General features: G+C 42.1%; 16 protein-coding genes and 1 riboswitch. Of the genes, 7 read left to right on the top strand and 9 right to left on the bottom strand.

Features of this window, described 5'->3' with window-relative positions; translation table 11 throughout:
• Nucleotides 1-8 precede the first annotated feature (8 nt).
• A complete protein-coding gene (gene typA / locus CWC16_RS10620) occupies nt 9-1,832 on the top strand; it encodes a translational GTPase TypA (RefSeq protein WP_055016501.1) in 1,824 nt (607 codons plus the stop codon).
• An 867-nt stretch (nt 1,833-2,699) separates the two neighbouring features.
• On the opposite strand, the gene CWC16_RS10615 is transcribed toward typA, so the two are convergent.
• From CWC16_RS10615 to CWC16_RS10605, 3 genes are all read right to left on the bottom strand, one after another.
• On the bottom strand, nt 2,700-3,431 hold the full coding sequence (locus tag CWC16_RS10615; protein ID WP_138541525.1) for a CBM9 family sugar-binding protein: 732 nt from the start codon (nt 3,429-3,431) through the stop codon (nt 2,700-2,702).
• A gap of 63 nt (nt 3,432-3,494) precedes the next feature.
• Nucleotides 3,495-4,586 carry an MBL fold metallo-hydrolase gene (locus tag CWC16_RS10610; RefSeq protein WP_138541524.1) on the bottom strand — a complete coding sequence of 364 codons (1,092 nt, stop codon included), beginning with the start codon at nt 4,584-4,586 and terminating at the stop codon, nt 3,495-3,497.
• A 126-nt stretch (nt 4,587-4,712) separates the two neighbouring features.
• Complete coding sequence (locus CWC16_RS10605) at nt 4,713-5,369, bottom strand: DUF2959 domain-containing protein (protein ID WP_138541523.1); 657 nt, start codon at nt 5,367-5,369, stop codon at nt 4,713-4,715.
• A gap of 85 nt (nt 5,370-5,454) precedes the next feature.
• Here CWC16_RS10605 and CWC16_RS10600 point away from each other — a divergent pair, with 85 nt between their 5' ends.
• Both CWC16_RS10600 and dtd read left to right on the top strand, forming a co-directional pair.
• Entirely contained in the window at nt 5,455-6,357 is a 903-nt protein-coding gene (locus CWC16_RS10600) for a virulence factor BrkB family protein (protein WP_138541522.1), read from the top strand.
• Nucleotides 6,358-6,795 carry a D-aminoacyl-tRNA deacylase gene (gene dtd, locus CWC16_RS10595; RefSeq protein ID WP_138541521.1) on the top strand — a complete coding sequence of 146 codons (438 nt, stop codon included), beginning with the start codon at nt 6,358-6,360 and terminating at the stop codon, nt 6,793-6,795. It begins immediately after the preceding gene.
• Here dtd and CWC16_RS10590 read toward each other — a convergent pair.
• On the bottom strand, nt 6,792-7,493 hold the full coding sequence (locus tag CWC16_RS10590) for a spermidine synthase (RefSeq protein WP_138541520.1): 702 nt from the start codon (nt 7,491-7,493) through the stop codon (nt 6,792-6,794). The genes dtd and CWC16_RS10590 overlap by 4 nt on opposite strands.
• Before the next feature lie 431 nt (nt 7,494-7,924).
• Here CWC16_RS10590 and CWC16_RS10585 point away from each other — a divergent pair, with 431 nt between their 5' ends.
• Nucleotides 7,925-8,818: a bifunctional GNAT family N-acetyltransferase/hotdog fold thioesterase gene (locus CWC16_RS10585; protein ID WP_138541519.1), complete on the top strand. Its 894-nt coding sequence runs from the start codon at nt 7,925-7,927 to the stop codon at nt 8,816-8,818.
• Nucleotides 8,819-8,890: 72 nt separating this feature from the next.
• On the opposite strand, the gene CWC16_RS10580 is transcribed toward CWC16_RS10585, so the two are convergent.
• The 5 genes from CWC16_RS10580 to dapA all read right to left on the bottom strand — a co-directional run bounded on the left by CWC16_RS10580 (nt 8,891) and on the right by dapA (nt 14,106).
• On the bottom strand, nt 8,891-9,925 hold the full coding sequence (locus CWC16_RS10580) for a phospholipase A (RefSeq protein ID WP_138541518.1): 1,035 nt from the start codon (nt 9,923-9,925) through the stop codon (nt 8,891-8,893).
• 208 nt (nt 9,926-10,133) lie between these two features.
• Nucleotides 10,134-11,255 carry a succinylglutamate desuccinylase/aspartoacylase family protein gene (locus tag CWC16_RS10575; protein ID WP_138541517.1) on the bottom strand — a complete coding sequence of 374 codons (1,122 nt, stop codon included), beginning with the start codon at nt 11,253-11,255 and terminating at the stop codon, nt 10,134-10,136.
• A gap of 5 nt (nt 11,256-11,260) precedes the next feature.
• Nucleotides 11,261-12,466, bottom strand: a complete 1,206-nt coding sequence (locus tag CWC16_RS10570; RefSeq protein ID WP_138541516.1) for a PLP-dependent decarboxylase — start codon at nt 12,464-12,466, stop codon at nt 11,261-11,263.
• A complete protein-coding gene (locus CWC16_RS10565) occupies nt 12,466-13,206 on the bottom strand; it encodes a 2,3,4,5-tetrahydropyridine-2,6-dicarboxylate N-succinyltransferase (RefSeq protein WP_138541515.1) in 741 nt (246 codons plus the stop codon). Before CWC16_RS10565 ends, CWC16_RS10570 begins: the two co-directional genes overlap by 1 nt.
• Nucleotides 13,207-13,221: 15 nt before the next feature.
• Nucleotides 13,222-14,106 (bottom strand): 4-hydroxy-tetrahydrodipicolinate synthase, encoded by an 885-nt coding sequence (dapA, locus tag CWC16_RS10560; protein ID WP_138541514.1) that lies wholly within the window; start codon nt 14,104-14,106, stop codon nt 13,222-13,224.
• 128 nt (nt 14,107-14,234) lie between these two features.
• A riboswitch (Lysine riboswitch) is annotated at nt 14,235-14,431 on the bottom strand.
• 194 nt (nt 14,432-14,625) lie between these two features.
• On the opposite strand from dapA, the gene CWC16_RS10555 reads away from it, so the two are divergent.
• The 3 genes from CWC16_RS10555 (at nt 14,626) to CWC16_RS10545 (ending at nt 18,132) form a co-directional block, all read left to right on the top strand.
• The gene (locus CWC16_RS10555; RefSeq protein WP_138541513.1) at nt 14,626-15,330 is read left to right on the top strand and encodes a DNA-3-methyladenine glycosylase I; all 705 of its coding nucleotides are present in this window, start codon (nt 14,626-14,628) and stop codon (nt 15,328-15,330) included.
• A 2-nt stretch (nt 15,331-15,332) separates the two neighbouring features.
• Entirely contained in the window at nt 15,333-16,739 is a 1,407-nt protein-coding gene (locus CWC16_RS10550) for a protein adenylyltransferase SelO (protein WP_138541512.1), read from the top strand.
• Nucleotides 16,740-17,073: 334 nt separating this feature from the next.
• A complete protein-coding gene (locus tag CWC16_RS10545) occupies nt 17,074-18,132 on the top strand; it encodes an OmpA family protein (protein ID WP_055017733.1) in 1,059 nt (352 codons plus the stop codon).
• Nucleotides 18,133-18,418 lie beyond the last annotated feature (286 nt).

The following is an 18,418-nucleotide window of genomic DNA, read 5'->3' as shown; positions in this document are numbered from 1 at the left end:
GTAAAAATATGAGCATCGAACAGTTAAGAAATATAGCGATTATCGCGCACGTTGACCACGGTAAAACAACGTTGGTTGACAAACTACTTGAGCAATCAGGTACATTAGAAACACGCGGCGGTAACGAAGAGCGTGTGATGGACTCAAACGACATTGAGAAAGAACGTGGTATTACCATTTTGGCTAAAAATACGGCCATTTCATGGAAAGATTACCATATCAATATCGTAGATACCCCGGGACACGCCGATTTTGGTGGTGAAGTTGAACGCGTACTTTCGATGGCTGACTCAGTATTATTACTTGTTGATGCTCAAGAAGGTCCAATGCCGCAAACGCGTTTCGTAACGCAAAAAGCATTTGCGCAAGGCTTAAAGCCAATTGTTGTTATCAATAAAATTGACAAACCAGGTGCACGCCCTGATTGGGTTATGGATCAAATCTTTGATTTATTTGATAACCTAGGTGCAACTGATGAACAGTTAGATTTTAAAGTAATCTACGCTTCAGCAATCAACGGCTGGGCTACATTAGATTTAGACGAGCCGTCTGACAACATGGAACCTATGTTCCAAATGATTGTTGACGAAGTATCACCACCAGAAGCTGATCCTGAAGGTGATTTCCAAATGCAAATCTCTCAGCTTGATTACAACTCTTATAAAGGTGTAATTGGTGTTGGTCGTATTAAGCGTGGTTCTGTTGCGCCAAACCAACAAGTGACTATCATCAGTGCTGATGGTACAACTCGTAACGGTAAAATTGGTTCAGTGCAAAGCTACTTAGGCCTTGAGCGTATTGAAACTGACCGTGGTTACGCAGGTAATATCGTAACAGTAACGGGTATTGGTGAGCTTAAAATTTCAGACACAGTGTGTGCACCTAACAATGTTGAAGCGCTACCTCCACTAAGTGTTGATGAGCCTACAGTAACAATGACGTTCTCTGTAAATACATCACCGTTTGCTGGTAAAGAAGGTAAATTTGTAACCTCACGTAACATTCTTGAGCGTTTACAAAACGAGCTTGTACACAACGTTGCACTTCGTGTTGAAGAAACGGATAACCCAGATAGCTTCCGTGTATCTGGCCGTGGTGAATTACACCTTGGTATCTTAATCGAAAACATGCGTCGTGAAGGTTACGAGCTAGCTGTATCACGTCCTGAAGTTATTCTACGTGAAGTAGACGGTGTACTAGAAGAACCGTACGAAACAGTAACAATTGACTGTGAAGAAGAACACCAAGGTTCTATCATGGAGCAAATTGGTCTTCGTAAAGGTGAACTTACCGACATGTCTCCAGATGGTAAAGGCCGTATGCGTATGGACTTTATGATCCCAAGCCGTGGTTTAATCGGTTTCCAAACTGATTTCATGACGCTTACCTCTGGTTCAGGTCTTATGTACCATACGTTCGATCACTACGGTCCTCATAAAGGTGGTACTATTGGTTCACGTAAGAACGGTGTAATGATTGCAAATGCAACTGGTAAAGCACTTACTAATGCATTATTCAACCTACAAGAGCGTGGTAAATTATTCATCGGCCACGGTGTTGAAGTTTACGAAGGTATGGTTATCGGTATTCATAGCCGTGATAACGACCTAACAGTTAACGCACTTAAAGGTAAGCAACTTACTAACGTTCGTGCATCTGGTACAGATGAAGCGCAAACACTTACGCCACCATTGAACTACACACTTGAGCAAGCGCTTGAGTTCATCGATGATGACGAGTTAGTAGAAGTAACACCTGAGAACATTCGTATTCGTAAACGTCACTTAACTGAAAGTGAGCGTAAACGTGCGGGTCGTGCAGCTAAAGCTTAATTGCCTTTAGAGTATGCATAGTAAAAGTCGCTGTATTGCAAAATACAGCGGCTTTTTTGTTTTTAAAGTAGAGAAGCTTTCAGTTTTTAGTTATTAGTATTGAGATCTAAAAGGCAATGCCTCTTATTCTCTTTGTGAATAATTTACTTAAAAAATATTTGCACAAAGAGAAGGGAGTGAGCAGTAAAAGAGTCAGAGCTGAAACACTCGATAACTCAAAGCATCTGTAATTGGTGCTAGGGGATTTTTTCGTTGGGTTTCGCTGCGCTCAACCCAACCTACGTCTCAACTATTTATTAGTGGCTACTTTTTGGCGGTAGAGTGCTTTTTCTAAATGCACCAGTATTTATAGTCCGTTCTATAGTGAATCTGCCAAATGTATTTATCTCTAAAAGCGCAGCGCCTCTTATTCTCTTTGTGAATAAGTCACTTAAAAAATATTTGCACAAAGAGAAGGGAGTGAGCAGTAAAAGAGTCAGAGCTAAAACACTCGATAACTCAAAGCATCTGTAATTGGTGCTAGGATATTTTTTCGTTGGGTTTCGCTGCGCTCGACCCAACCTACGTCTCAACTATTTATTAATGGTTACTTTTTGGCGGTAGAATGCTTTTTCCAAATGCACCAGTATTTATAGTCCGTTCTATAGTGAAACTGCCAAATGTATTTATCTCTAAAAGCGCAGCGCCTCTTAACCTCTTTGTGAATAATTCACTTAAAAAATATTTGCACAAAGAGAAGGGAGTGAGCAGTAAAAGAGTCAGAGCTGAAACACTCGATAATGCAAAGCATCTGTAATTGTTGGTAGGGTATTTTTTCGTTGGGTTTCGCTACGCTCAACCCAACGTTTTCAATTATTTTATTGGTAGTTACTTATTTTTTGGCAGCAGGGTAATTTTGCCAAATACGTTTGCATCTATAAAACCACGGTTTCTGTCGCCGTTTACTGGCTGTACTTTGTGAGAGCCCATAAAGTGCTCACGCACCTTGCTGCCATCGTTATCGCAATACGCGAGCATAAATCCAATGACGTGTTTTTCACTTAGCGTAATGGGTGTGTTTACAGCGCCTTCTTGGTAATCGTTAGGGTAGAGCTTTATAGCGACTTCCCAGGTGATGTTATAGGGCGCTTTGGTATTGCGCTTCCAGTTACTGATTAGGTGGTCGCTATACAAATGGGCCTTTTTATCGGGGCCGTAATCGGCAGCCTGATTATCAAGACCAATATGATAAGCCATTGCAGTATGGTTAAATTGGTGAATCCCACCCGAGGCATCGCTGTCGATAAAAATTTCCAGCGCATCGTCATCCCAATATTTTACGGTCGGGTCTGGGTGCGTATCAATAAGTACATCGTCAGTTATATCCGCTTGTAAATACAGGTAGTTTTTATCCCACAATAGGCGGTAACGGCCTTTAAAGTCGGCCTCTGATGTGGGCAGGGTGCCATCCATTAAATGAAGCATATCATGCCACGTTGCTTTATCCCATGCGCTTTCAGACACGCCATCAATAGTAATTGGGGTTGATGTGTATGCTACATCAATGGCCATTACTGGGGCGCTTAATAAACAGCTTAAAGCTAATGCGTGTTTTTTCATTAATTTCTCAATGTTGATATGTATTTAGATATAACAATCATCCTAAATCAGTTCAGCAATGAGTTACAGTGAAATACTTTCGCCTTCGTTTAAAATATATAAGGGTGTGGTTGAAGCCATTTTATTGTGCATATGTAGCAATCTTAACAGTGCTGAATGGCTTGTCCGGTCGCCCATTTTCCAACTTGAGTTACCATAACCCCACGGTATCATTACTTTGCAGTTAAGATCTTGCGACGCGTTCAGTGCATCCTCTGGGGTGGTGTGCACATAACGATACCATTTAGGGTTCTCTTCACTGTAATACGACGCTATGGGTAATAGACATATGTCTATATCACCATATTTTTGCTGAATGTCTTTAAAGTGCTTTGAATAACCGGTGTCGCCTGCAAAAAATAAGGTATTGCCGTTTTGCTCAAGCAACCAGCCATTCCATAGGTCTTTATCGTTATCTTCGTAAATAAAGGGCACCAATACGCGGCTACTAAAGTGGTGCGCTGGTAGGGCATGAATCGTTAAATCATCAAGCAGGGTTTTTGCATACCAGGCCATTTCGCTAATGTTGTACCCACCAGTAGGGAAGTTGTCGGCCATACCTAATGGCGTTAAGTAGCGAGGTTTATTACCAAGCTCTTCTATATCGGCTTTATTAAAGTGATCGTAATGAATATGCGAGTACATCACTGCACTTAAGCTTTTAAGCTCGTTTTGTGTAAGCCAATCGCCGGGTTGTCTGTAAAACCCTGAGGCTAACCTAAAGGCTAAATCAACAGGTGAGTCGAACTGCTCTTTTACAGGGTCAAATAGCACGTATTGTCCGTTGGGTGTGCGGATCATAAACCCCGCGTGTCCTAGCCAGCGCACGGTAAAGCCCGTATTTAAATTAATTGGCTTTTGCGCAGCAATAAATTGGCAATCTTCAGCGTTTTGTTTGCATTGTAATTTAGGGCTTGGTGGGTAGCAGTCAGTTTCGCAGGTGGTGGGGTAGGTTTTTTTGCCAGGGTAGAGGTTATAAAAGCGTCCTTTTCGCTCGCCTGTTTGATGCTGCGGGGTAAGCGTGTTTTCTCCTGCAATCACCTCAATGCGATTGGCGGTTTCGCAAGCGCTAAGTAATCCACAAATAAATACAAGGCTGGTGGTTTTTAGTTTCATTGTTGTTTTCTATTATTATTTTTATAAAAGTATAGCAACATCGGTGAATTGAAGAATGCTTCAAAGGTAACAAAACGTAACAAAAAAGCCTGCATTATGCAGGCTATGTCAGGCAAATTTAAACACTTAGCCTGCGTTATTCATTTGTTCTATAAACTTGTTTGAATCGGCAATTGATTTATTCATGTCGTTCATCAGTACTTGAATATCACGCTTTAAATTAGTGAATTCGCCTTTAATAGCGGCAACCGCTTGTGCGTTTAAGTTATGCTTTAAGTACAGTACGTTATCTTGTAAAGACGATAGCACTGGCTCCATTTTGCTCTCTGCACTGCGCATAGAACGCAGTAACTGGCTAAATTGGCGTTGTGTAGCCGCTAGCTTTTTACTGCTTTCGCGTTTAAGCGACGCGCTTTTGTATTGCTCAAGCTCATCGCTCCATTCGTCAAAAAGGGCTTCGGCTACGTCTTCAACTTTATTAATATTGCTCGACACTTCATTAGCGGCTGCTAAGCTTGACTCATAATCATCATTAAGTTGATTGTAGGCATCTTGTAACTCGCCGCCATCAAAATTAATTAAGGTCGTTAGGCGCTCAAGTGCTGATTGAAATTCTTCTTGCGACTCTTCTTGTGAGTCTTTGGTTTCTTCTACGCGGTCAATAAGAATGTCGCGCTTATGTACACCTACTTTTTCCATTGCAGAATAATAGGCCGACTGACAGCCCGATAAAGTAAGCGTAATGGCCAGTACCGAGGCGCTAAGTAATGTTTGTTTTTTCATTTGGATCCCTATTTACCAGTAAGTGCTGTAAATTATGGTGCTGATTGCTATCATAATCAAAATTCGATTAGCACAAGTCAATTGTATGAATGATAAGCTCTCCCTTTATAAACAGCAAGCTATCTCCTTTTTAAGGCAACAGCCAGGTTGGTGGATGCAGTACGTTAACCGCTGTATAGACGATCAAATTACAGTGAATGCAGGCTACCTTGCCTATGTTACTTTGCTTTCTTTAGTGCCTTTGATAGCGGTAGGCGTGGCAATATTTTCGGCCTTCCCGGGGTTTGAATCGACCCGCATAGCCATAGAGAGCTTTTTGTTTACTAACTTTGTACCTACCTCGTCTGATGTTATTAAAGAGCATATCAGCTCCTTTGCTGGCAATGCGAACCAAATGACCGCGGTGGGTATTGGCTTTTTAGCGGCGATTGCATTGCTGCTTATACGTAATGTTGATGCCACGCTTAATCGCATTTGGCGTATTAAGAAAAAACGCCCCATGATGATCTCCTTTGCGGTTTATTGGATGGTATTGAGCTTAGGCCCCGTACTGCTGGGCGCAAGTATTGGTGTTACATCGTATATTGTCTCGTTAGTGTCGTTTGCCGATCAGGGCATTCCTGGGTTTAGTGGCTTTTTGTTAAAATTGGTACCTTATGGCTTTTCAATGGTTGGCTTTTTAATGTTATACACTTTAGTACCTAACACGCCTGTATCTATTAGGGCTGCGCTACCTGGTGCTCTTTTTGCGGCAGTATTATTTGAGCTGACTAAAAAAGGCTTTGCGCTTTATATTAGCCATTTTCCTTCGTACGAAGTAATTTATGGCGCTGTTGCGACCATTCCTATTTTATTTGTGTGGGTGTATTTGTCGTGGGTGGTGGTGCTATTAGGGGCCGAATTTACCGCCTGTATAAGCCCTAATCATGTACCACAAACACCAGAAATAGACATTGATGAAGAACTAAAAACAGAGGAACGCAGTTAAATGCAAGGCTTAATACAACGTGTAAAACACGCAAAAGTAGAAGTTGATAACCAAGTTATAGGTGAAATTGGCCAAGGTATTTTATTGTTACTCGGTGTTGAAAAACCAGACGATAAGCAAACCGCAGATAAGCTATTGCACAAGGTAAGTAATTACCGAATATTTACCGATGAAAACGACAAAATGAACTTAAGCCTAAAAGATATAGGCGGTGAGTTACTCGTGGTGTCGCAATTTACGTTAGCGGCGGATACTAAAAAAGGTATGCGCCCAAGCTTTTCATCGGCAGCCACACCTAGCCAAGCAAACGCGCTTTACGAGTACTTTGTAACTCAAGCTAAAGCGCAGGGTATTAGCGTGGCAACGGGGGAGTTTGGCGCCGATATGCAAGTGAGCTTGTGTAACGATGGGCCTGTTACCTTTAACTTATCGGTTTAATTACCAGCTTTAGTAACAATAATAATATGATTCACAAAGCCCGCAATTTTATGCGGGCTTACTTTTACGCCAAACACATTAAATAGTAATTGCTGTAACTGAATTAACTGCGACTCATGTTGCGATAAAAAGTTAATAAATAACGTGCCACCTGCGTTTAGCGCATCGTATATTTTTTGATAAAAAGCGCGTTCAAACAAAAATCGTGGTGCATCTATCTGGCTAAATAAATCAAGAATAATCCAGTCATGGTTATGTGCCTTGCTAAGTACATTTTGCGCGTCATCACACTGCACATCACTTTGGTTTTTAAGAGCGAAAAAATCTGTATAGCAGGCAATTATATCTGCATTTTTTTCAACTGATGTTACGTGTGCCTGCGGGTAAGTGTATTGTAAGTAATTACGTATAGCGCCACCGCCAAGACCAAGTTCTAACACATGATTTGGCGGTGCTAAGGTTTGCCACTGCTTAGCTAAATAGGTTAAATGTGGAAATAGTAAGCGCTGTGGATTGTTAAGCGCTATCACCGATTGCAATGTATCGTTAATTAGCAGCCAGCGAAGCTGCCCGAATTGGCGAACATGTATGTGATCGCCTGCATATTTATGCCAGTAAACTAGTTGACCAATATCTTGGCTGTGACTAATAAAGTGACTACTCACTACACCCGTTAAAGGGTTTATAAAATCGCTCATAACATTAAGGGCCTGTTGACCTTTCAGGATTAAAGTTTGTTCAATCTAGGTGCGATTTAATCGCGGCGCGAGATTTGTAACCTAGTGGGCTAGGTAGCTGCTCCTGCGTTACTCTACTGGCTTACACCCATGTAGGCAACAAAGAGTAAATTTCCCCTATGCAGAACCCTTCGCTCAGTGCATGTTCAATCTCTAAAGGCCCAGCATAAACTAGCTGATGCGATGGGTAAAACAGTTATTTTTTCGCTTGCTTACCAAAGTCGTATTGGCAGTGTTTAAAAGATGGAGTATGGTATTTGCCATAATAATTCCAACCAACTTAATCTTTAATTTTCTAATGTAAAAACCAATGTGCAGGTTAAAGAGTTATTCAGTTGGATTACATGCCGTAGCCTTTATTTTTTATTTACGGCAAAACAACAGGAGTATATATGTTTCAAGTAACTACACCGCAGAGCAGCGAAGACTGGCAAGCGTACTATCAATTACGTTGGGAAGTACTACGTGCGCCTTGGAATGAGCCTCGTGGCTCTGAACAAGACGATATGGAACAAGACTCAGAGCATCGCTTTATAAAAAATAACAACGGTGATGTGCTTGGTGTGGCCCGTTTACACTTTAACAACCATGAGCAAGCGCAAGTACGTTACATGGCCGTAGCCGAAGGTAACCGTAACCAGCATATTGGTAGCCGTTTATTACACGAGCTTGAAAAAATAGCATGGACCCAAAACGCAGGCGAATTAGTGTTATTTGCTCGCGAGCGTGCGCTTGAGTTTTATAAGCGCCACGGCTATGAGCTAAAAGAAAAAGCCCACTTAGCGTATGGCGATGTTCAACATTTCAAAATGATTAAGCAAAAGCCTAGTGAGCCGGGCTGGTTTCGCCATCCCGATTGGACACAAATACTGCAAAATATTTGGCGTGAATCAATCCCAATTAGTGATGCAATGGGTATAAAAGTAGAAAGCTACACAGATTGGCAGTTTACAACGCGTGCTGATTTAGACGCTAACTTAAACCTACACAACACTATGTTTGCAGGCTCTATATACAGCTTAGCAACCTTAACCGGTTGGGGCGCAACGTACTTAGCGCTTAAAGAGGCAGGGCTTGAGGGCAATATTGTATTAGCCGATGCCAATATAAAATACTTAAAACCACTTAATACCGACCCACGCGGTTGTGTTGATGTGCAAACCTGTAAAGGCAAGCTCAGTGAGCTGGAAACAACAGGCAAGGCAAGTTACGTAGTACCTGTTACTATATTTGATGGCAGCGATGTTGTTGCAGAGTTTGAAGGGGTGTTTGCCGTTAAAAAATAACGAGTAACGCTTTAATAAAAAAGCCAAGCACTTTATAAAAGGGTTTGGCTTTTTTTATGGTGTATTAATAAATTAAAGTAAATCGGTAAGTAATATACCCACGCCAACACGCTCAATATCGGCGTTGTAATCAATCAGGCTTTCGCCGTAACCGTTAAAGTACTGGGCGTAACCACGTAAACGACCCCAAAGAGGGAATGACCAATCTAACTGAATTGCACCACGATTATCTGAATTTAAATTATTACGTGTCATAAAGCTAAACTCATGATCATGATAGCGGTAGGCACCGCTAAATTCAAAGTAACCCATGTATTTGTAAATATCAGGATTGTCATCACCATCAGCTTCTAATGGATCCTCTTTTTCGTCTTCAGCGATTCTGTACCAAGGTTTGAAACTAAATACAAAACCTTCGTTTTCCCAAATGAAATTGGCATAAACTCGGTTCCATGAACGAGAATTAGGTTGGCTGCGGCCATTAGATTGATGAGAAATACCCAGCGCTATGGCCATTTCATCGCCCCACAGTACATTTTCTTGGTCTAGGTAATTTACCCAGAAAATTTCTGGCTCATAATTGGTTTCACGAAATGGCGATGAGATTTCTGAATTATAAATTTGCCAATATGACTGCAGTGTAAAACCAAAGTAGATGGCTTGGTCGTCATCTGAAAAGTCATCATATAATGGAACCTTTATAGAAAGCTGGTATTTAGCCTCTAGGTTATCAAGTGGCTCGCCATCTTGCTCATCGGTTAGTTCGTCAAAGCCATCAAACGGACGATCGTTAGGGTGCGATACATACGACAAAGGTAAAATGTAATTACGTTTATGTGGTGTAATTACATTACGGTTTTTTTTACTTACTTCTTCGCGCGCTTTGCGTTTATCCAGCGCAGTAAGTTGCTTTTCTTCTTCAAGTGATGAGCATTTTTCACGAAGTTCATCGAGCGTTTGTTTTCCATCACCGCCAATTACCTCATTTAAAATACACTGTTTAACCAATTCAATATCGTTATCTTGTTCGTTTTCTTGTACCTCTTCTTGGGCAAAAGAGGGTGTGCTAAGTAAAGCCGTAACTACAATCCAATAACGCCAGCTCATTGTTTTTCCTTTGAGAGTAGGGGAGATTTATAAATTATAACGTGTTTTTACATATGTAACGGTGAACTTTCACTGAATTTACACTTAATTAGTTACTTTACGTTTACAGCGTTATCACAGATCAAAAAAAGCGGCATATAGCCGCTTATAGTGTAAGTTAGTTAACTTACTCTCACGCAATGAGAAGGGGGAGTTATAGCGCGGTGCGTTATAACTCAAATACGTTAGTAAAAAACTTATAAAGCTCTGTGCCTTGATTTACGCTTGCCGAGGCAAAATGCAAAATCGCGATAGCGTCGCAATCAAGGCTTAGCGTTTGTAATGGTTGCTCATTCAAGTAGCGTTCCATTCGCAATACATGTGCAATGGGCTCACCTGCTTTAATATGCCCACCTAGAGGGGCTACATATTCAATCATGCCGCCAATAGGGGCGTAGTAGGCAAAGTAGTCATTTAAATGACACGCATAACGGGTCATCTGCTTAGGTTGATGCGCTGCGTCTACCAATACATTTTTATGATTTAAATAGCTTAAAATGCTGTTTGCATCGTTGAGTGCTTCTTGTAAATCTATTTTTTCTTGGCTACCAAGTTCTACTGTAAAGGCTTCAACCTGTACATTGAAGTCCCTGCCTTGCGCACCAAGTGCATCACTTAGGTGCCACCATGGGCAAAAACTGGCTTCATCCATTGCACCATCAAAGTCGCTTGGAATAAGCAGCACATGTTCAATATTAAAGTAGCGGGCACTGTCGGTTGCATAGGTTGGACAGTACAGGTGCTTACTTGAAATAGGCCCCGTGTGTAAATCAAGGACTATGTCGGCTTGGTGCGCAAGTTTTTGTAGGTTAAGCGCAATGCGTTTACCGGTATTAAGTAAATAAGCTGGGCCGTTGAGTTTGGTGTCTATTTCATCAACCAAAGCCTGTTTAAAATGATTTTTTAAAGCTGCATCGTCGTAGTGGCTATGATCTTTGGCAAGCTGGGTCACTAAATCACTATTGTAGTGATACATGCGGTTCCAGTTAGTACCAGTAATCGGGTCGAATCGCCCAAGGGTAAACTCCCCTGATTTTTGATTACAACCAATAGGGTTAGCGTAAGGCACTAAGGTAATGTCGCCTTTTAAATTGAGTTGTTTTAATTGCTCTAACAGCTGAAAAATAACTGCGTTACCTTGTACTTCAGCGCCGTGCATATTTGCTTGAATATACACGCTTGGCCCGCTGCCATCACCTTTTAAGCGATACACAGGAATGGTGAGCGGTAAGCCGTTTGCCACTTCTCCAACTACTATGTTTTCTTGGCTGATGGGGGTTGTTATGCTCATATTTATTACCTTAAGTAGTGGCTGGCATCTTCAGCTTGGCGTACACACGTGAGCTCGCCATTTTGTAATACGTATTCTGCAGCTAGCTCATGGCATAAAAAATACGGCATGCTTTCGGTAAAACCATAGGCGCCACATTGGCTAAACACCAGCCAGTCTTGCTCGTTTAAATCGCTTGGTAGGGTGTGCTCGCCTAAACAATCAAGGGCCGTACACAACGGGCCATATAGGCTCATTGCCTGTTTTGGTGCAGTTGATTCGCGCAATAACGCCGCAGGAAAATCTTGGCTTGTAACTGCTGGGCGTAATAAGTGGTTAATACCACCGGTTAAAATAACTTGCTGTTGGCCGTAGTTTTGTTTGCACTCGACAACGGGGTTGACGTAGTGGCCGCATTCGCCTACAGCATAGCGGCCAAGCTCCATCCATAATTCATCTACACCTGCATCTTTTTTTATTTTTGCAAGCGCGGTGATTAATTCATCCCACTCAAGTGTTGCATCGTTTGGTGTATAAGGAATACCTAAACCGCCGCCTAAGTCTAAAATTTTCAGGTTTATATTTAAGTTATTAGCAAGGGCTGTAAGCGGTGCAATCATTTGCGACCACAGCTCGCTTAGCTTTTGCGTGCTAAGCATGTTGCCCCACTGAAAAATATGTAGGCCGTCAAAGCTAAGGGCTGAGTAATCGCCAGTATTTAGTGCTTGCCATTCATCGCAACCAAGCCCAAATGGAGTCAGGCTGTCGCCGCCTAGTGGGTTTTTTTCACTTTCTGGCCAGCGTAGTTGCACACGCAATAAAACTTGCAGCTGCGTATTTTGCAGCTGCGCTTGTTGATTTAACCAACGCACTTGGTTGAGGCTTTCGGCAACAAATATGTGCACACCGCGCTCAATAAAGTGTTTAATTTGTTTAGGGCTCTTTGCAGGCCCTGTGTTGAGCACGCGCTGCGAACTAATACCTTGTGCAAGGACTTGTTCAAGCTCACCTTTACTTGCTACGTCAAAGTTAAATCCGGCGTTGTCTAGGCATTGAATAACCTTAGAGAGCGGGTTCGCTTTTACTGCATACCAAAGCTTTACATCGGTTTGCGCAACTAAACGCGCAAGGTGTGCGTTTAGTTTATCTAAGTCGTAAACGAAAAAAGGGGTATCAAGTTGCTGTGTAAGCGTATTAACAGCGTTTTTGATTGGCGTGCTCAAAAAGCTCATTATCGTAAAACCTCTTCTAGCGATAATGATGCATCGCTTTGCTCGTCGCGGTATTTAACAATTAACGCACACGACATGCTGAGGCCTTGCTCACGAGCCCATTCGTTAGACGCTGGGCGAGAGCCTGGTATTACAATTGCGTATTCTGGAATTGGCTCGCCTTTTTCAAGCTGGCGCTCGTTTACGCAGTCGTATACTGGAATGGTTGCTGATAAGCGCACACCTGGTGCAAGTACCGCGCCTTTTTTGACCACTACGCCTTCTACTATCACGCAGCCTGCGCCAATAAACGCATCGTCTTCAACCACGACTGGGCTAGCACCGATTGGCTCTAACACACCACCAAGTTGAACAGCTGCACTTAAATGTACATTTTTACCCACTTGTGCACACGAGCCCACTAATGCGTGGCTATCAACCATAGTGCCTTCGTCGATGTATGCGCCAATGTTTACGTACGCTGGTGGCATAACAATAGTGCCTTTAGCGACGTATGCACCACGGCGAACACTGGTGCCACCTGGTACCATACGCACGCCGTCGTCAGTACTAAACTCTTGCGGTGCAAGGTTGTGTTTATCTACAAAACCACCTGCAAACTCAGTGTTAGTGCCATTTTTAAAGGCTTCTAAAATGCCTTGTTTTACTTCTACGTTAGCTTCCCATTGGCCGCTTTCGTTTTGTGATGCTGCGCGTACTGCGCCCGATTCTAAATTATTTAGTAGTTCTAACCAGCTCATTATAAAAACCTGTATTTAATGCCAAGATAAAATGGTGTCGTTTGCAGTGGTAATGCAATCGGTTTGCGTTAATTCAAGATGTGTTAAAGGTGGGCGCAGCAACGGGCTACTCAAGCGGCCTTGTTGGTGCATTAACACTTTAACGGGAATAGGGTTTGCTACAGCAAAAAGGCTATTAATAGCGCGAGTCCACTGAGCAAATAAATTGGGGTGTTGGCCACTTAAACTGCGTTTTACAAACTCGTGCGTTTGTTTTGGCCACGCGTTTGCCGCAACCGATACTAAGCCTTTTGCGCCAGCTTGGGCAAAGTAGGGCATAAGTGCATCGTCGCCACTGTATAGCGCTAAATTAGGCGCGGCTTGTCGGTATGCTTCAAATTGGGTGATGTTGCCACTGGCTTCTTTTAACGCCCACAATTTTGGGTGCGCTTTTAAGTTTTCAATGGTTTCGATAGGAATGCTTACACCGCTGCGCCCAGGTACGTTGTACAACATACACGGATGCGCGCTTTCGCTTAATAAGCTTTCGTACCAATGTGTTTGACCTACAGCACCTGGTTTAGCATAAAGCGGCGAGCCTAGTAAGTAACTGTGAATAGGTAACTGATTACAATAGCTAACCCATTCTTTTTGTTCGGCTAAATTGCTACCGCCCACGGCAACCATAAGCGGTACACTGGGCTTTAATTGGCACACGTGCTCAACAATGCCTTGCTGCTCTTTAAGCGTAAGGGCTAAGCCTTCACCTGTACTACCAAGCAGTAAAATACCGTTTTGTGCCGCTTCTTGTTCGCTAACAAGTGTTGTGAGCGTGTCGTAGTCAACATTACCTTGTTGATCAAACGGCGTAACAAGCGCTGTCCACAGTGCGTAATCGTCTAAATTAAAGTTGTGAATCATCTCTTACGAACCTATAAGGTGTTCGAGATATTAAGGAGGCTGTATGATGTGAGCCGCATTAACGTCGTTCGAACAGTATTCGAAGAGCGAATGGGCTTAAAATAATAGGGCGGACGGCCTTGTTATTTAAGACCAGAAGCTCTCCACCAAACTAATAAGCTGTTTTAAAACAGCTATTGGTGACAGTCGCTAGGATTCAACCTAGTCGCCCGAAGTAATTGCTTCGCAAAAGCGTTTACCTCTCGGCGGTATTCCCCTCACATATGCTCACTGGAGTTTGCGCTCCTAACATACGCTACCTGAATAACGCACCTCTTCTAGCCCTTTGTATTTTGTTTAACCGCAAAAGGTTTAACAAAATACAATTTAAATAGGGTAATTGCGGCGATTAAAACATTTTAGCCGTCTAGGTGTCAAGTTGCAGGATACAGATTAGTTCATCGAAAATGTGGGTGGTTACGTATTGGCTGCTTTTCTCGTAAACTAACCCTATGAGCAGTGATGAGGTATTTAATAAGTATGGAAAAATTTAGCGATATTTATAAGCGAGCTGTAGAGCGAAAAGGCTCTGAAAAAATGCTTAAGTTATTACTCGCAAAACCCTTATCTAAAAAAGCATTAAGCGCATTAAGTGACGACGATTGGCTTGAAGAATTTACCCGAAAAGTATTTCAAAGCGGGTTTTACTGGTCGGTAATAAACAGTAAATGGCCGGGTTTTAGAGAGGTTTTTTGGCAGTTTAGTGTTGATAAATTACTTATGATGCCGCCCGATATGCTTGAGCAAAAAGCAACGGATGAGCGCATTATTCGTAATTATAAAAAGGTAAAAACAATTCCTGAAAATGCCTACATGATCCACGAAATAGCTCAGCAACATGGCAGTTTTAGCAAGTTTGTAGCTAACTGGCCAAACGATGACATTATTGGTTTATGGGCATATTTAAAAAAACACGGCGCACGTTTGGGTGGAAATACTGGCCCGTATGCCTTAAGAGCGCTTGGTAAAGATACTTTTTTACTTTCGCGAGATGTAGAAAGCTACCTAAGAGCGCACAAAATTATCGATGGCGGCCTGCAAACTAAAAAATCCCTCACTGCCGCACAGGCGTTTTTTAACGAAATGCAAAAGCAAAGTGGTTTGAGCCTGCAAGAACTTAGCTTAATTGTGGCTTACAGCGTGGGCGACAATCGCGTAGGCATAAGCCAACAAACAGAGGATTAACCATGAAGCTAGTGCCAAGATACACAGACATAGCAGATAACTTCGCAATAGAGGACAGTCCATCAAGCGTTGCAGCCGCGCAATTGCTTTTATGGAATGAAGCGCTAGCACAGCAGTTTAATATAGATGTTGAGCCTGCGCTGCGCGCTAGTACGTTTGCTGGTAACGAGCCACAACCGGTAAGTGCTGTAGCGCTTGGCTATTCTGGGCACCAGTTTGGGCACTTTTCGCCGCGCTTGGGTGATGGGCGAGCGCACTTACTGGGTGCTATCAGCGATGATAAAAGTCAGCTGTGGGATATTCAGTTAAAAGGCTCAGGGGCCACTCCTTTTTCAAGAGGAGGCGATGGACGATGTGCACTAGGCCCCGCTATTCGTGAGTATATTATGAGCGAAGCTATGCATGGGTTAGGAATTAAAACTACGCGGTGTTTGGCTGTTGTTGGTACAGGCGAAGCTGTTTATCGTAATCCACCGCAGCCAGGCGCAATTGTGACTCGCTTAGCAAGTAGTCATATTCGCGTTGGCTCGTTTCAGTATTTAGCAACCCAAGGTGATGTAGAGGGATTAAAAAAACTAGCTGATCTAGCCATTGAACGCCATTACCCAAGTATTCAATCAACAGGCGCACAGCGTTATTTAGACTTTTTAGCAGCCGTTATAAATAGTCAGCTAACGCTGGTTATTAGCTGGATGCGAGTGGGGTTTATTCATGGCGTTATGAACACTGACAACACACTTGTAAGCGGCGAAACTATCGACTACGGCCCGTGCGCAATGATGAATACCTTTGATTTTGATACCGTGTTTAGCTCAATTGATAAGCAAGGTCGCTATGCCTATGGTAACCAGCCAAATATTGTAAGTTGGAACTGCGCGCGTTTAGCCGAGAGCCTAATACCGCTGATAGATGAAGATGACGAACAAGCTGTAAGTTTAATGACGCCGCTAATTAATCAGTTTTCTACGTTATTTAACGAGCAATATAATCAAATGTGGGCACAAAAATTAGGCTTAGCAGGTTATAACGAAGACGATGTGGAGCTTGTAAGTAAGTTATTATTGTTATTCCAAGAGCATAAGCTCGATTATACCAATACCTTTGATGCCCTTACCGAGTCACTAAATGGTGGCAAAGTGCCAGATGAATTAACGCAATGGGCCCAGTTATGGCAAAAAAGGAGTGATGCAAACAGCTACAACCTAATGAGAGCGGCTAACCCAAGGGTTATTCCACGTAATCACATCGTCGAAGAAATCCTTGCACAATATAATCAATACGGCGAGAGCGATCTGCTAAGCGACTTCTTAACGGTGATGAGTAAGCCCTACGATAAAACAGCTAATTTAGCCCGCTTTCAAGAGACAGGTAAAGATGACAAGGGCTATCAAACTTTTTGCGGTACTTAAGTATTGTAATTAATTGTAAGTTTTTGATTATAAATAGTCATTTTTAAATAATGCGGTGTACAATGATTGAGCAGTTAGGCGCTCAATGGTATTGTGCGCATTCACAAACAGTAACTATTTATAAATTACCCTAATTTATTAATTGCAGATTAGGTAAAAATTTTTACTTAACCTACAATTGGTGGTTGGAATGCCTGTAGATCGTTGAAAAAATTTATAAACTTTATTTTTCGTTAAGTATCGATTAACTAAAGCTCGGGTAGTGTGTACAAAACTGGTTGAGCTAGTATTGATTAGCTACAATTTTCTAAGTTGTTAAAATGGGAAGAAAACAATGAAATTAAAATCACTTACAATTGCAATTGCGTTAGCTGCAACTAGCGCGTCTACATTCGCTGCTGATAAAGAAGAAGGTTTCTATATTGGTGCATTTGGTGACTACTATGATGCGTCATGGGAAAACATGCGCGCTCAAGCTGGCCTTGACGTAAACGAGTCAACTGGTTGGGGTGTAGAAGCAGGTTACCGTTTCAGCGATTACTGGAGCGCACGCCTTGAGTATGCAGATATGGACTTTAACGCGTTCGATAAAGCTGCGGGCAATCGTAATAATATCGACGGCGAGCGTTACGGTATTGATGCACTTTACCACCTTGACGGCGGTCCTTTCTACGGTCTATTCGGTATTAAAGAAATGGACGTAGTAGATGACAACACATTCTTAAACGCAGGTGTTGGTTACCAACACTTTATTACTGATGGCTTTTTCGTAAACGCTGAAACTGCGGTATATCAAGGTCTTGATAAAGGTTACACAGATGTAGGCGCTAAAATTGGTATTAACTACTTATTTGGCCAAAATTCTATGCCTGCACAGCCGGTAGAACCAGCACCTACCACAGTGGTAGAGGTTCCTGTTGAACCTAAAGACAGCGATAACGATAACATCTTAGACAAAGATGATAAGTGTCCTAATACGCCAATGACAGACGCTGTTGATGGCGATGGCTGTACTTTATATGAAGACCGTGAAGTAACAACTAGCTTATTAGTTACTTTCCCGCATGATTCTGCACAAGTTGGTCAACGTTACTTTGACGACATTGCATCAGTATCTGAGTTTTTGAAAGAGCACGAAGATACAACTGTACTACTTGAAGGTCATGCGTCAGCGGTAGGTAATGCAAACTACAACAAGATGCTTTCTAAAAAGCGTGCTGATGATGTAGCACAAGAGCTAATTAAAGATGGTATTGCTGAAGATCGCATTACGACTGTTGGTCTAGGTGAAGAACGTCTTAAAAATACAGCTAACACGAAAGAAGCTCACGCTGAAAACCGTCGTGTAGAAGCACATGTAAAATCTATTGAACGTGTAAAAGTTAAGCGTTAATAGTTACTTACTTTATTTTAAAAACCCAGCTTAGTGCTGGGTTTTTTTTATGCCTTTAAAACAGCATATGCAATATTAATCAGATTAAACAAGAATGATTATTACTTAATAAACATTCACGAAAATAGAATTTGCGCTCACCACTATTCATAATATTTATAGTCGGTATAATCAGTTGCTTAGCTGGATGGATTTTCATCTATACATAAAAGCTTTATAATCCCGCGTTAGAATACTATAAGTATTGGGTTACTTTTTTTGCGCATGAGGCGCTACCGAATACTTT

It is taken from the genome of Pseudoalteromonas sp. S3776 (assembly GCF_005886915.1).
Lineage (GTDB): Bacteria > Pseudomonadota > Gammaproteobacteria > Enterobacterales > Alteromonadaceae > Pseudoalteromonas.
Note: the sequence above shows the minus strand (reverse complement) of the source record. Positions and strands in the feature narration are given on the sequence as shown.